The 13,907-nt window shown below is 62.7% G+C and carries 12 protein-coding genes; 10 read left to right on the top strand and 2 right to left on the bottom strand.

Annotated features, from left to right (window positions below):
- Positions 1–14 precede the first annotated feature (14 nt).
- The 4 genes from lpdA (at position 15) to AC0L3O_RS28220 (ending at position 3,402) form a co-directional block, all read left to right on the top strand.
- Positions 15–1,478 (top strand): dihydrolipoyl dehydrogenase, encoded by a 1,464-nt coding sequence (lpdA, locus tag AC0L3O_RS28235; protein WP_287282723.1) that lies wholly within the window; start codon positions 15–17, stop codon positions 1,476–1,478.
- A 96-nt stretch (positions 1,479–1,574) separates the two neighbouring features.
- Positions 1,575–1,832 carry a GlsB/YeaQ/YmgE family stress response membrane protein gene (locus tag AC0L3O_RS28230; protein WP_023799232.1) on the top strand — a complete coding sequence of 86 codons (258 nt, stop codon included), beginning with the start codon at positions 1,575–1,577 and terminating at the stop codon, positions 1,830–1,832.
- 133 nt (positions 1,833–1,965) lie between these two features.
- A complete protein-coding gene (lipA, locus tag AC0L3O_RS28225) occupies positions 1,966–2,931 on the top strand; it encodes a lipoyl synthase (RefSeq protein ID WP_473536107.1) in 966 nt (321 codons plus the stop codon).
- A gap of 12 nt (positions 2,932–2,943) precedes the next feature.
- A complete protein-coding gene (locus AC0L3O_RS28220) occupies positions 2,944–3,402 on the top strand; it encodes a type II toxin-antitoxin system RatA family toxin (protein WP_023799229.1) in 459 nt (152 codons plus the stop codon).
- Here the strand turns inward: AC0L3O_RS28220 and AC0L3O_RS28215 are convergent.
- Both AC0L3O_RS28215 and AC0L3O_RS28210 read right to left on the bottom strand, forming a co-directional pair.
- Positions 3,378–3,887, bottom strand: coding sequence for a CinA family protein (locus tag AC0L3O_RS28215; protein WP_023799228.1), 510 nt, complete (start codon positions 3,885–3,887; stop codon positions 3,378–3,380). The two genes, AC0L3O_RS28220 and AC0L3O_RS28215, sit on opposite strands and share 25 nt — an antisense overlap.
- Positions 3,884–5,113 (bottom strand): bifunctional 2-C-methyl-D-erythritol 4-phosphate cytidylyltransferase/2-C-methyl-D-erythritol 2,4-cyclodiphosphate synthase, encoded by a 1,230-nt coding sequence (locus AC0L3O_RS28210; protein WP_473617275.1) that lies wholly within the window; start codon positions 5,111–5,113, stop codon positions 3,884–3,886. Before AC0L3O_RS28210 ends, AC0L3O_RS28215 begins: the two co-directional genes overlap by 4 nt.
- A gap of 218 nt (positions 5,114–5,331) precedes the next feature.
- Here AC0L3O_RS28210 and dusB point away from each other — a divergent pair, with 218 nt between their 5' ends.
- From dusB to AC0L3O_RS28180, 6 genes are all read left to right on the top strand, one after another.
- A complete protein-coding gene (gene dusB, locus AC0L3O_RS28205; RefSeq protein ID WP_473617274.1) occupies positions 5,332–6,360 on the top strand; it encodes a tRNA dihydrouridine synthase DusB in 1,029 nt (342 codons plus the stop codon).
- Entirely contained in the window at positions 6,357–7,499 is a 1,143-nt protein-coding gene (locus AC0L3O_RS28200) for a two-component system sensor histidine kinase NtrB (RefSeq protein WP_023799225.1), read from the top strand. Before dusB ends, AC0L3O_RS28200 begins: the two co-directional genes overlap by 4 nt.
- A complete protein-coding gene (gene ntrC, locus AC0L3O_RS28195; protein ID WP_023799224.1) occupies positions 7,496–8,956 on the top strand; it encodes a nitrogen regulation protein NR(I) in 1,461 nt (486 codons plus the stop codon). Before AC0L3O_RS28200 ends, ntrC begins: the two co-directional genes overlap by 4 nt.
- Before the next feature lie 124 nt (positions 8,957–9,080).
- Positions 9,081–11,411: a sensor histidine kinase NtrY-like gene (locus AC0L3O_RS28190; RefSeq protein WP_473617273.1), complete on the top strand. Its 2,331-nt coding sequence runs from the start codon at positions 9,081–9,083 to the stop codon at positions 11,409–11,411.
- Positions 11,401–12,762 (top strand): nitrogen assimilation response regulator NtrX, encoded by a 1,362-nt coding sequence (gene ntrX / locus AC0L3O_RS28185; protein WP_027153990.1) that lies wholly within the window; start codon positions 11,401–11,403, stop codon positions 12,760–12,762. The genes AC0L3O_RS28190 and ntrX overlap by 11 nt, the downstream gene beginning before the upstream one ends.
- A 188-nt stretch (positions 12,763–12,950) precedes the next feature.
- Positions 12,951–13,811 carry a D-amino-acid transaminase gene (locus AC0L3O_RS28180; RefSeq protein ID WP_287240843.1) on the top strand — a complete coding sequence of 287 codons (861 nt, stop codon included), beginning with the start codon at positions 12,951–12,953 and terminating at the stop codon, positions 13,809–13,811.
- The last annotated feature ends 96 nt before the right edge of the window (positions 13,812–13,907 follow it).

Raw genomic sequence — 13,907 nt, 5'->3', positions numbered from 1 at the left:
CAGGGGAGAAATCCGTGGCTGAGAACTACGACGTCATCATCATCGGCTCCGGCCCCGGCGGCTATGTCACGGCGGTGCGTTCCGCCCAACTCGGATTCAAGACAGCGATCGTCGAGCGCGAGCATCTCGGCGGCATCTGCCTCAACTGGGGTTGCATCCCGACCAAGGCACTGCTGCGTTCGGCCGAGATCATGCACTACTCGGATCATTTGAAGGACTACGGCTTGAAGATCGACGGCAAGGTCAGCGTCGATACCGCTGCCGTGGTCGACCGCTCGCGAAAGGTCTCGCTGCGGCTGAACGGCGGCGTCGCCTTCCTGATGAAGAAGAACAAGGTCGATGTCATCTGGGGCGAAGCCAAGCTGTCCAAACCGGCTTCCGGCGACAGACCGGGCGAGATCGTCGTGTCGAAATCGTCGAAGAAGCCGATGGAGCCACAGCCACCTGCGCCCAAGGGCGTCAAGGGGGAGGGCACATACACTGCCAAGCACATCATCCTGGCGACCGGCGCCAGGCCGCGGGCGTTGCCCGGCATCGAGCCCGACGGCAAGCTGATCTGGACCTATTTCGAAGCAATGGTGCCGAAGGAGATGCCGAAATCACTGCTGGTGATGGGTTCGGGCGCAATCGGCATCGAATTCGCCTCATTCTACCGCACCATGGGCGCGGAGGTGACGGTGGTCGAGCTGTTGCCGGCGGTGATGCCGGTCGAGGACGCAGAGGTCTCGAAGTTCGCGCAAAAGCAGTTCGAGAAGCAAGGCATGAAGATCATCCTCGATGCCAAGGTCACCAAGGTCGAAAAAGCTGCGAACTCGGTAACCGCGCATGTCGAGATGAAGGACGGCAAGGTCGAGAAGATCACCGCCGACCGGATGATCTCGGCCGTCGGCGTGCAGGGCAATATCGAGAATCTCGGCCTCGAGGCGCTCGGCGTGAAGACCGAGCGCGGCTGCGTCGTCGTCGACGGTTACGGCAACACCAATGTGCCCGGCATCTATGCCATCGGCGACGTTGCCGGCCCGCCTATGCTCGCCCACAAGGCCGAGCATGAAGGCGTGGTCTGCGTGGAAAAGATCGCCAACGTCCCCGGCGTGCACGCCACTGACAAGCTGAAGATTCCGGGCTGCACCTATTGCAACCCGCAGGTTGCCTCCGTCGGGTTGACCGAAGCGAAAGCCAAGGCCGAAGGCAAGGACATCCGCGTCGGCCGCTTTCAGTTCGCCGCCAACGGCAAAGCCATCGCGCTCGGCGAGGACCAGGGTTTCGTCAAGACCATCTTCGACAAGAAGACCGGGCAGTTGCTCGGCGCGCATATGGTCGGCGCCGAAGTGACCGAGCTGATCCAGGGCTTTGTCGTGGCGATGAACCTGGAGACCACCGAGGAAGAGCTGATGCACACGATCTTCCCGCATCCGACGCTGTCGGAGATGATGAAGGAAAGCGTGCTCGACGCCTATGGCCGCGCGCTGAACGCATGATAAATTGAGTGCGTGAGACTCGGCACGTGAGAGCCAAGGAACTCAACCGCAAGGTAATTCGTTTCCGGATGCATTCGTCACACAAGGAGAGGGCATATGGACGTGAATGGCGTGGGCTGGATCGCAGCCATCATCATCGGCGGGCTGGCGGGCTGGCTTGCCGAGATGTTCATGAAAAGCAACATGGGCATCTTGATGAACATCGTTCTGGGCATCGTCGGCGCGATCGTGCTGAATGCCATCCTGCAGGCGCTCAACATCGGCGCCTTCGGCACCGGCTGGATCGCCTATCTGATCACCGGTTTCGTTGGCGCCTGCCTGCTGATCTTGGCAGGGCGCATGGTGCGCCGTTAGTTGCTGAACTCTTGCCATGCGAAAACGGCTGTGGCGGCATGCGCCGCCGCGGCCTTTTTCTTTGCAGCGAAAAGTCCTAGATGGCTTGCTATAAGCGAACGCCGGAAGCGATCGCGAATGAACTGGATTTCTGATGGTCACCGTCCTCGACACGATCGCCAATGCGCCGCGCCTGCGGCATCCTGAAAAGGCGCACAAGCCTGACCAGGATGTGCTGCGCAAGCCCGACTGGATCCGCGTCAAGGCGCCGATGTCGAAAGGCTATGCCGAGACGCGCGACATCGTGAAGTCGCACAGGCTGGTGACGGTGTGCGAAGAGGCCGGGTGCCCCAATATCGGTGAGTGCTGGGAGAAGAAGCACGCCACCTTCATGATCATGGGCGAGATCTGCACGCGCGCCTGCGCCTTCTGCAACGTCGCTACCGGCATTCCGACCGCACTCGATCCCGATGAACCGGCGCGCATCGCCCACGCCGTCAAGCAAATGGGTCTAACCCATGTCGTCATCACCTCGGTCGACCGCGACGATCTCGCCGATGGCGGCGCTCAGCACTTTGCCGAGGTCATCCGCGCCATCAGGGCGGCAACGCCTTCGACGACGATCGAAATCCTGACGCCCGACTTCCTGCGCAAGGACGGCGCGCTGGAGATCGTGGTGGCGGCCAAGCCTGATGTGTTCAACCACAATCTGGAGACCGTTCCGTCGAACTATCTGACGGTCCGGCCGGGCGCCCGCTATTTCCATTCGATCAGGCTGCTGCAGCGGGTCAAGGAACTCGATCCCTCGATCTTCACCAAATCCGGCATCATGGTTGGCCTTGGCGAGGAGCGGAACGAGATCCTGCAATTGATGGACGATCTGCGTTCGGCCAATGTCGACTTCATGACCATCGGTCAGTATCTGCAGCCATCGAAAAAGCACCATCCGGTGATCCGTTTCGTCACGCCGGAGGAATTCAAGTCCTTCGAGACGATCGGCAAGACCAAGGGCTTCCTGCTGGTGGCATCGAACCCGCTGACGCGTTCGTCGCATCACGCCGGGGACGATTTCGCCAAGCTGCGCGCGGCACGGGAAGCGTTTCTCAAGAAGTCCGCCTAACACACTGGTTTCATGCCACAATTCGAAGCCCATCGCCGCGTTGCGCATACGCCGGAACAGATGTTCGCTCTGGTCGCCGATGTCGAATCCTATCCGCAATTCCTGCCGCTTTGCGAGGCGCTGACGGTTCGCTCGCGCAAGGAACGCGACGGACGCACCCTCCTCGTCGCCGACATGAGCATTGGCTACAAGGCGATCCGCGAGACTTTCACCACGCAGGTGTTGCTAAAGCCTGACGAGAAGGCCATCGACGTCAAATATATCGACGGTCCGTTCAAATATCTGAGCAATGCCTGGCGTTTCGAGCCGGCCGACGGCGGCTGCAATGTCTGCTTCTTCATCGACTACGAATTCAAGAGTCGTATTCTGGGTGCGGTGATGGGAGCGATGTTCGATCGCGCCTTCCGCATGTTTTCCGAGGCGTTCGAGAAGCGCGCCGACGTCATCTATGGCGCAGCGCCGGCAGCCTGATCCGCAGCGAGCGCGCGCAAGCCCAGTTCAAGCGCGTGCCTGACCGTCTCCCGGCGGATGAACTTGCGGCCTTTGTCGGCAAACAACTGGCATTCGCTGACGACCGGCCGGCCGGTCAAGGCGATACCGAACCAGACCAGGCCGACGGGCTTTTCCGTCGAGCCGCCGCCCGGACCGGCAATGCCGGTGACGGCAAGGGTTAGCCCGGCGCGCGAATGGTCCAAGGCGCCGGCCGCCATCTCGACCGCCGTTTCCCGTGAGACCGCGCCGTGCGCCTCGAGCGTGGCGGCGGAAACGCCGAGCATCTCAGTCTTGGCCTCGTTGGAATAGGTGATGAAACCGCGGTCAACCACTGTCGAAGAGCCGGCGATGTCGGTCAAGGCGGCGATGATCATGCCGCCGGTGCAGCTCTCGGCCGTCGCCAGCATGATGCCGCGCTGTTGGCAGGCTTGAAGCAGGGCATCTGCGAGATCGCTGTTGCTCATTCGGGGACATCACCTGGAAACACGACGCTGGCGGTGGCGATGGCGGCTATGCCTTCCTCGCGTCCGACAAAGCCGAGCTTTTCGTTGGTTGTCGCCTTGATCGAGATGCGGTCCCGGGAAATCGCCAGCATTGCCGAAAGGATTTCGGTCATCGCTTCGCGATGCGGGCCGACGCGCGGCGCCTCGCAGATCAGCGTGATGTCGGCATTGGCGATGCGCCCGCCGCGCGCGCGTACCAGTTCTGCCGCATGCTCGACGAAGATCCGCGAGTCCACGCCTTTCCACTGCGGGTCCGATGGCGGGAAATGCGTGCCGATGTCGCCGGCGCCGCAAGTGGCGAGCAGCGCGTCGGTCAAGGCGTGCAGGCCGACATCGGCGTCCGAATGGCCGGACAGCTTCTTGTCGTGCGGGATGGAGACGCCGCACAGGACGACATGGTCGCCGGGCTCGAAGGCATGGACGTCGTAGCCATTGCCGGTGCGGATGTCCGGAAAACGCGGCCGTTCGCCGGAAAGCCGCTGATCCGCCATCGAGATATCCCTTGCCCAGGTGAGTTTGACATTTTCCGGCGAGCCCGGGACGATTTTCACTGGAATATTCGCCCATTCGGCAATCGCGGCGTCGTCGGTGAAGTCCGCCTTGCCCAGATGATGGGCCTTTTCGTGGGCAGCCAGGATCGGCCAGAACGGGAAGCCCTGCGGCGTCTGCGCGGCATGAAGCCCGTTCCTGGAAACCGTCTCGCCGATCATGCCGGCGGCCGATTCACGTTTCAGCGTATCGGCGACGGGCAGGGCAGGCAGCGCTCCCTGGCGCTCGCCGATGGCGGCGACCGTGCGGTCTATCAATTCCGCGTCGACGAACGGGCGGACGGCATCATGGACCAGAACCCGGCGCGGCGCATGGCTTCTCAGCGCAAGCAATCCGAGCCGCACGGAGTCCTGCCTGGACGCGCCACCAGTCACCGTGACGACCCGATCGGCGTTGGCGCCGGCGGCGCTGCGAAAAAGCTCGCTGTCGTCGGCATGAATGGCGACGACGACAGGACCGATTCGCGGATGCGCCAAAAACATGTCCAATGTGCGCGCGATGACGGCACGGCCGCCGATCCTTTGGTATTGCTTCGGCCCGTCGGCCTGACCGGCGCGCGCGCCGCGGCCGGCGGCGACGATAACGACGGCAACCTTGTCGTCCGCAGCCAAAGCCTGCTTTTCGCTTGCGTCTGTCATGCCGAGACGCTTAGCGCATCATCCCAAAAAGTGGAATCGCTTTTCGGAACAGATCATGCGCAGATGCAAAGTGCCAATAGCGTCCCCAACACGCATCGCACTTTGGCTAGTGCCAGCATTTTCCCAAATGCGCCTTAATGCGACGTCATTGCGCGTTGCACATTGCCGCCATTCTGGCTAGTGAATGTGCAGCTATTAAAAATGCTTGGTTTTTGTGCATGCTTGACCTGACCAAATTGGCATCTCCGCTGGATGTGGGTCGTGTGAGAATCCGCAATCGCGCTTTTCTCGCCCCCATGTCGGGCATAACCGATGAGCCGTTCCGGCAGCGTGCCTATGCGCATGGCGCCGGGTTGGTGGTGTCGGAGATGGTGGCGAGCGGCGAACTTGCCAGGGGCAGAGCCGGTTGCGGCCTGCGCATCCGCCATTCCGGGCTGCCGGTGCACATGGTCCAGCTTGCCGGCCGTGAGGCGGTGCATATGGCAGAGGGCGCCCGTATAGCCGCGGGCGAGGGCGCCGACATCATCGACATCAACATGGGCTGCCCGGCCAAGAAGGTGACGGGCGGCTATGCCGGTTCGGCGCTGATGCGCGATCTCGATCACGCTTTGTCGCTGATCGGGGCGGTGGTCGGCGCCGTCGAGGTGCCGGTCACGGTCAAGATGCGACTCGGCTGGGACGAAAGCGCGCTCAATGCGCCGATACTGGCGCGCCGCGCCGAGCAGGCGGGGGTTCAGATGGTGACGGTGCATGGCCGCACGCGCTGCCAGTTCTACCAGGGCAAGGCCGACTGGCGCGCCATCGCACGCATAAAGCAGGCTGTTTCGATCCCGGTCGTTGCCAATGGCGATGTCGGCTCGCCGGCGGAGGCAGCAATGATCCTCGACCAGTCGGGCGCCGACGCGGTGATGATCGGCCGCGCGCACTACGGCGTGCCATGGACGGCAGGCAGCATCGCGGCAGGCGCGGCAAAAGAGGCGACGCCCGGTGTGCCGGAAAGCCCGCAAGCGCTGGCCGACTACGTCGTTGCCCACTACCAGGACATGCTGTCGCTCTACGGCATCGAAAGCGGCGTGCGCCAGGCGCGCAAGCATCTTCGCTGGTATCTCGACCACCACGCCGCTGGCGTCGTTGATGAGCAGCGAAAGGCCATCCTTACCTGCTTCGAACCCGTCCGCGTCATCGCCGCGTTGCGTGAGGTGTTTTCAAGCGCTGCCGAGGCGATGAACCTGCGGAGCGCAGCATGAATGCCACCGTTGCACAGAACATGGACATGGCGGACGCCGCACACATCGTGCTCAACACCATCCGCCGCCCGGTGATCATGCTCGATGCGGAAGGGTTCATCACCTTCGCCAACGCCGATGCCGAGGATTTCTTCCGCTCGAGCGCGACCATGCTCGCCCGCAACACATTACCCAAGCTCATTCCATTCGGCAGTCCGTTGCTGACGCTTGTCGACCAGGTGCGCGAGCGCCGGGCACCCGTCAACGAATACCGGGTCGACGTATCATCGCCGCGCCTCGGCATCGAGAAGGTCGTCGATCTCTATGTCGCGCCGGTGTCGGAATTCCCGGGCTCCGTCGTGGTGATGTTCCAGGAACGGTCGATGGCCGACAAGATCGACCGGCAGATGACGCACCGCGGTGCGGCACGCTCGGTGACCGGCCTTGCCGCGATGCTTGCCCACGAGATCAAGAACCCGCTATCCGGCATCCGGGGCGCCGCCCAACTGCTCGAATTGTCGGCTTCCGACGAGGATCGCGCGCTGACCCGGCTGATCACCGACGAGACCGACCGCATCGTCTCGCTCGTCGATCGCATGGAGGTGTTTTCCGACGAGCGGCCCGTCGATCGCTATCCGGTCAACATCCATGTCGTGCTCGACCACGTGAAGGCGATTGCCAAGAACGGTTTTGCCAAGCGGATCAAGATATTGGAGGATTATGATCCATCATTGCCTCCGGTTTTCGCCAACCGCGACCAGCTCATCCAGGTGTTCCTCAACCTGGTCAAGAATGCGGCCGAGGCCATTGGCGGCGATCCGCAAGGCGAGATCACCCTGTCGACCGCGTTCCGGCCGGGCATCCGTGTTTCCGTTCCGGGATCGCAGGGCCGCGTGTCGCTGCCGCTGGAATTCTGCGTGCGCGACAACGGTTCTGGCGTCTCCGAAGATATCCTGCCGATCCTGTTCGACCCCTTCATCACCACCAAGCCGAACGGGTCGGGGCTTGGTCTGGCGCTGGTCGCGAAAATCGTCGGCGAGCATGGCGGCATCATCGAATGCGATTCGACGCCGCGCGCAACCACCTTCCGCATCCTGATGCCAGCCTGGAAGGAAACGCCGTTCGGCACAGACGACGATGGCGAAGGAGACCGCAAATGACGGTTCGCGGCAATATTCTCGTCGCCGACGACGATGCGGCCATCCGCACCGTCCTCAATCAGGCGCTTTCGCGCGTCGGCCATGAGGTGCGCGTGACGTCCAACGCCTCGACGCTGTGGCGCTGGGTGGCGGCGGGCGAGGGCGATCTCGTCATCACCGACGTGGTTATGCCCGACGAAAACGCCTTCGACATGCTGCCGCGCATCAAGAAGGCGCGGCCGGAACTGCCCGTCATCGTCATGAGCGCCCAGAACACGTTCATGACCGCGATTCGCGCCTCCGAAACCGGCGCCTACGAATATCTGCCGAAACCGTTCGACCTGACCGAGCTACTCAACATCGTCAACCGGGCGCTTTCCGAGCCCCGACGGCCGAAGATCGATGCGCGAGCGGACGAGCCGCCGGAAACCATGCCGCTGGTTGGCCGCTCGGCCGCCATGCAGGATATCTACCGCATGCTGGCGCGCATGATGCAGACCGACCTGACGGTGATGATTTCAGGCGAATCGGGCACCGGCAAGGAACTGGTGGCGCGCGCGCTGCACGAGTATGGCCGCCGCCGCGGCGGCCCCTTCGTTGCGATCAACATGGCTGCGATCCCGCGCGACCTGATCGAATCGGAACTGTTCGGGCACGAGAAAGGCGCCTTCACCGGCGCGCAGAACCGCTCCACCGGCCGTTTCGAGCAGGCCGAAGGCGGCACGCTCTTCCTTGACGAGATCGGCGACATGCCGATGGAGGCGCAGACCCGCCTGCTGCGTGTCCTGCAGCAGGGCGAATACACCACTGTCGGCGGCCGCACGCCGATCAAGACCGACGTGCGCATCGTCGCCGCCACCAACAAGGATCTGCGCACGCTGATCAATCAAGGGCTTTTCCGCGAGGATCTGTTCTACCGCCTGAATGTCGTGCCGCTGAGGCTGCCGGCGCTGCGCGAGCGGTCCGAGGACGTTCCGGATCTCGTCCGGCACTTCTTCAAGCTTGGCGCCAGCGAAGGCCTGCAGACCAAGCGCATTTCCACGGGCGGCATCGAGCTGATGAAGCGCTATCCGTGGCCGGGCAACGTGCGCGAGCTCGAAAATCTTGTCCGCAGACTTGCCGCGCTCTATTCGCAGGACGAGATTTCTGCCGAAGTCATCGAGGCAGAACTGAAGACCGGCGAGAGGCCGGTCGTTCCCGGCGGCGGCAACCTCATTCCCGACGATCTGTCCATCGGCCAGGCGGTGGAACATTTCCTGCAGCGCTATTTTGCGTCGTTCGCCGGCGACTTGCCGCCCGCCGGCCTCTATCAGCGTATCCTTTCCGAGGTCGAATATCCGCTGGTGCTTGCTTCGATGACGGCAACCCGCGGCAACCAGATCAAGGCTGCGGAGCTCCTCGGGCTCAACCGCAACACCCTGCGCAAGAAGATTCGCGAACTCGGCGTCAACGTCTACAAATCGACCAGGCAAGCTTAAGCGCCGTTTTCTTTCAACAAATCGATCCCGAATTTCGGGCCGGTGTGACAGAGCGAAGCCTTTTCCGGGGGATCGAGCGCCGAAACAGTTCCGTCCAGGCCACACTTGTTGCATAATCGCCACAATGCGTTGCATACATCCGACGCAATCACTGGCTCTAGACGGCGACATGGCTCCACGGGCAACGAGACTGAGCGAAACGCTTTTCAGCGAACCCCGCACAAGTGACGGGCGCCGGCTGCTTGCGCTGCCGGGCGTGGTGGCAATTGCCGGTGCGCTGGTTACGGCGGCGATCTCCTTCGCCATCCTCGTCGGTGCCACGCCGATCACGCCGGACGAGAGCACAACGCTGGCGCTAATCGCCGTCAATGCGGCGTTCATCCTGTTCCTGATCGCGCTGGTTGGCCGCGAAGTACATCGTATCGTGATGGCGCGCCGGCGCGGCAAGGCGGCGTCGCGGCTGCATGTGCGGATCGTCGCGATGTTCGCGCTGGTCGCCGCGATTCCCGCCATCATGGTGGCGATCATCGCCTCGATCACGCTCGATATCGGTCTTGATCGCTGGTTCGAAATCCGCACCAAGACGATCGTCAATTCGTCGCTGTCGATAGCCGATGCCTATGTGCAGGAGAACGCGCGCAACCTCCAGGGAACGACCCTGTCGATGGCTTACGATCTCGACGCCTCCCGCACGCTCTACGGCCTCGATCGAACCGGCTTCCTCGATCTGATGAACAAGGAAGCCGTTGGACGCTCGCTGGCCCATGCCGCACTGATCAGGTCCGACGGTTCGTTCGTCATGAGCGCCAAGACCGACGCCGATTTTGCCATGCCGGAGCCGCCGGAAGGCGCCATGAGCGGTGCCGCTGACGGCAGGCCGGTGCTGATCGAGCCGAAGACGCGCAACATCATGGGCGCCATCGTCAAACTGCGCGAGATCGAAGGGCTCTATCTCTACACCATCCGGCTCGTCGATCCCGAGGTGATCAAGGCGCGGCAGATTGTCAGGTCCAACAGCGACGAATATCGCGGCCTCGAAGACAGTCGCCGCACCTCGCAGGTGGCCTTTGCACTTCCCTATTTGTCGCTGACGCTGATCATCATCCTGTCCGCCATCTGGACCGGCATCGCCGTGGCCGACCGCCTGGTGCGGCCGATCCGCCAGCTCATCGGCGCGGCCGACGAGGTCGCGACCGGCAATCTCGACGTTGCCGTGCCGGTTCGGCCCTCCGACGGCGACGTGGCCTCGCTCGGCGACACCTTCAACAAGATGCTGCTGGAACTGAAATCGCAGCGTAACGAGATTCTGTCCGCCAAGGATTTGATCGACGAGCGGCGGCGTTTTTCGGAAGCCGTGCTTGCCGGTGTCACCGCCGGCGTTATCGGCGTCGATCCGTATGGCATCGTTACCATCGTCAACCGGTCGGCCGAAACGATGCTGGCCATATCCGCCACCGCCGCACTCGGGCAAAATCTCTCCGCCGTGCTGCCGCATGTTGGCCGCGTCTTCGAGATCGGCCGCAAGTCGGGCAAGCCTGTCCATCGCGAACAGGTGACCTTCTATCGCGCCGGTGCGGAGCGCACCTTCAACGTGCAGATCACGGTCGAGGCCGGCGACGACGGTTCGGAGGAGAAATCCTATGTCGTGACGGTGGACGACATCACCGATCTGGTCCAGGCGCAGCGTTCCTCGGCCTGGGCGGATGTGGCGCGGCGCATCGCCCACGAGATCAAGAACCCGCTGACGCCGATCCAGCTTTCGGCCGAGCGCATCAAGCGCCGCTACGGCAAGGTCATCACCGAAGACCGCGAGGTTTTCGATCAGTGCACCGATACGATCATCAGGCAAGTGGAGGACATCGGCCGCATGGTCGACGAGTTCTCCGCTTTCGCACGCATGCCCAAGCCCGAAATGAAGGCCCTCGATTTGCGCGAATCGTTGCGCGAAGCCTCGTTCCTCGTCGAGGTGAGCCGCTCCGATATCACCTTCGAGCGCGTATTCGGCAACGAACCGCTCAAAGGCACGTTCGACAGCCGCCTGATGGCGCAGGCCTTTGGCAACGTCATCAAGAACGCAGCCGAGGCGATTGACGGACTTGATCAAAAGGACCGCTCGCACGGCATAATCCGGATTCAAGCCGGGCGCCAGGATGGTACGATTCGCATCGATGTCATCGACAATGGCAAGGGCTTGCCGCGCGAGAACCGCCAGCGATTGCTCGAGCCTTACATGACGACACGCGAGAAGGGCACCGGGCTCGGCCTCGCTATCGTCAAGAAGATAGTGGAGGACCATGGCGGCCGGCTCGAATTGCATGACGCGCCGGCGGATTTCCACGACGGGCGAGGCGCGATGATCAGCATTATCCTGCCACTCGCCGCCACTGTGCCGTCGCGCGGCGAAGGCAAGACAGAACCCGAAAGAGAAACTGAAAAGGTCGGTAATGGCGTCTGACATTCTCATCGTCGATGACGAGGAAGACATCCGCGAGCTTGTCGCCGGTATCCTGAGCGACGAAGGTCACGAAACCCGCACGGCATTCGACGCCGACAGCGCCCTGGCTGCGATCGCCGACCGGGCGCCGAGGCTGATTTTCCTCGACATCTGGCTGCAAGGCTCACGCCTGGACGGACTGGCGCTGCTGGACGAGATCAAGACGATGCATCCGAGCCTGCCGGTGGTGATGATCTCGGGCCACGGCAACATCGAGACGGCGGTCTCGGCCATCCGCCGCGGCGCCTATGATTTCATCGAAAAACCGTTCAAGGCCGACAGGCTGATCCTCATCGCCGAACGTGCCATTGAAACCTCGAAGCTGAGACGCGAGGTTTCGGATCTCAAGCTGCGCAGCGGCGAGACCTTCGACCTGATCGGCATGTCGTCGGCGATGAGCCAGTTGCGCCAGACCATCGAGCGCGTCGCGCCGACCAACAGCCGCGTCATGATCATCGGCCCCTCCGGCTCGGGCAAGGAACTCGCGGCGCGCGCCATCCACACGCTGTCGGCGCGCAAGGGCGCCCCGTTTGTCACGCTGAGCGCCGCCAACATCACGCCCGAGCGCATGGAGGTCGAGCTGTTCGGCACCGAATCAAACGGTGTCGAACGCAAGGTCGGCGCGCTTGAGGAAGCCCATCGCGGCATTCTCTACATCGACGAAGTGGCCGACATGCCGCGCGAAACGCAAAACAAGATCTTGCGCGTGCTGGTCGAGCAGCAGTTCGAGCGGGTAGGGGGCACCAAACGGGTCAAGGTCGATGTCCGCATCATTTCGTCGACGTCGCAGAACCTGGAGGCGATGATCGCCGACGGTCGTTTCCGCGAGGATCTCTATCACCGCCTGGCGGTGGTTCCGGTCATGGTGCCGGGATTGGCCGAGCGGCGTGAGGACATCCCCTATCTTGTCGACAATTTCATGAAGCAGATCGCCCGCCAGGCCGGCATCCGGCCGCGGCGCATCGGCGACGACGCGCTGGCGGTGCTGCAGGCGCACAACTGGCCAGGCAACGTTCGCCAGTTGCGCAACAACGTCGAGCGGCTGATGATCCTGGCGCGCGGCGACGATATCGACGCACCGATCACCGCCGATCTCTTGCCTGCCGAGATCGGCGATGTCATGCCGCGCACGCCGAACCAATCCGATCAGCACATCATGGCGCTGCCGTTGCGTGAAGCGCGCGAACAGTTCGAGAAGGACTATCTGATCGCCCAGATCAACCGTTTTGGCGGCAACATCTCGAAGACGGCCGAGTTCATCGGCATGGAGCGCTCGGCGCTTCACCGGAAGCTGAAGTCGCTGGGCGTCTGACAGCCAATCCGGTCGTGGCCTACGCAATTATCGGTTACGGCGGCGGCGGAATCGCATAAGAAACGCTGCCGCACGTCTTTCGGGACGCGCAACGGACGCCGTAGCATTTTGTTTTTTGCGCATGGTCTTCCCCGAAAAATGGATTCCGATTTTCGGGGGCCATGCGCTGACTTCTTCAGGGGTGACCCATGCCGCGCATTGCCTATGTGAACGGGCGCTATGTCGCTCACGCCGACGCTTTCGTGCATATCGAGGACCGTGGCTATCAGTTCGCCGACGGTGTCTACGAGGTCTGCGAGGTGGCGCGCGGCTTCATCGTCGATATGCCTCGCCATCTCGGACGGCTGAACCGCTCGCTGACCGAATTGTCGATCGACTGGCCGGTCACGCCGGGCGTGTTGCCGATTGTCCTGCGCGAGGTGGTCCGCCGCAACCATGTCGCCGATGGCCTGGTCTATCTTCAGGTGACGCGCGGCGTCGCCAGCCGTGATTTTGCTTTCCCGGCAGGCACGAAGCCGTCGCTGGTGGTTACCGCCAGGAAAGCCGACCCCGCTGCTGCCGCCAGGAGGGCCGAAAGCGGAATCAAGGTCATCACCGTACCGGAGAACCGTTGGGACCGGGTCGACATCAAGTCGGTCGGCCTGCTGCCAAATGTGCTCGCCAAGCAGAAGGCCAAGGAAGCCGGCGCCCAGGAAGCCTGGTTCGTCGATGCCGACGGCACCGTCAAGGAAGGTGGGTCGTCGAACGCCTGGATCATCACCAGGGACGGCGTGCTGGTGACGCGTCCGGCCGAGCACGGCATCCTGCGCGGCATCACCCGCACCACGCTGTTCGACGTGGCCGCCAAGCTCGGCCTGAAGATCGAGGAGCGGGGCTTTTCGGTCGCCGAAGCCAAGGCCGCGCGCGAGGTTTTCATCAGCTCCGCGACCACAATCGCCATGCCGATCGTGGCGATCGACGGTGCTCCGGTCGCCAACGGCCATCCGGGCTCGATTACACTTTCCTTGCGGCACGCCTTTTTTGACGTTGCGGAAAAAAGTCCAGCCTGATAACCGCACAGGTGGAATGAACATCAATATATCTCGTTCTGCTTGTCGTTATTGACGGCAAGACGGTGTTTGCGCGCTTGACATGTGCCAGTTAAT

The sequence above is a fragment of the Mesorhizobium sp. WSM4810 genome (assembly GCF_055811235.1).
Note: the sequence above shows the minus strand (reverse complement) of the source record. Positions and strands in the feature narration are given on the sequence as shown.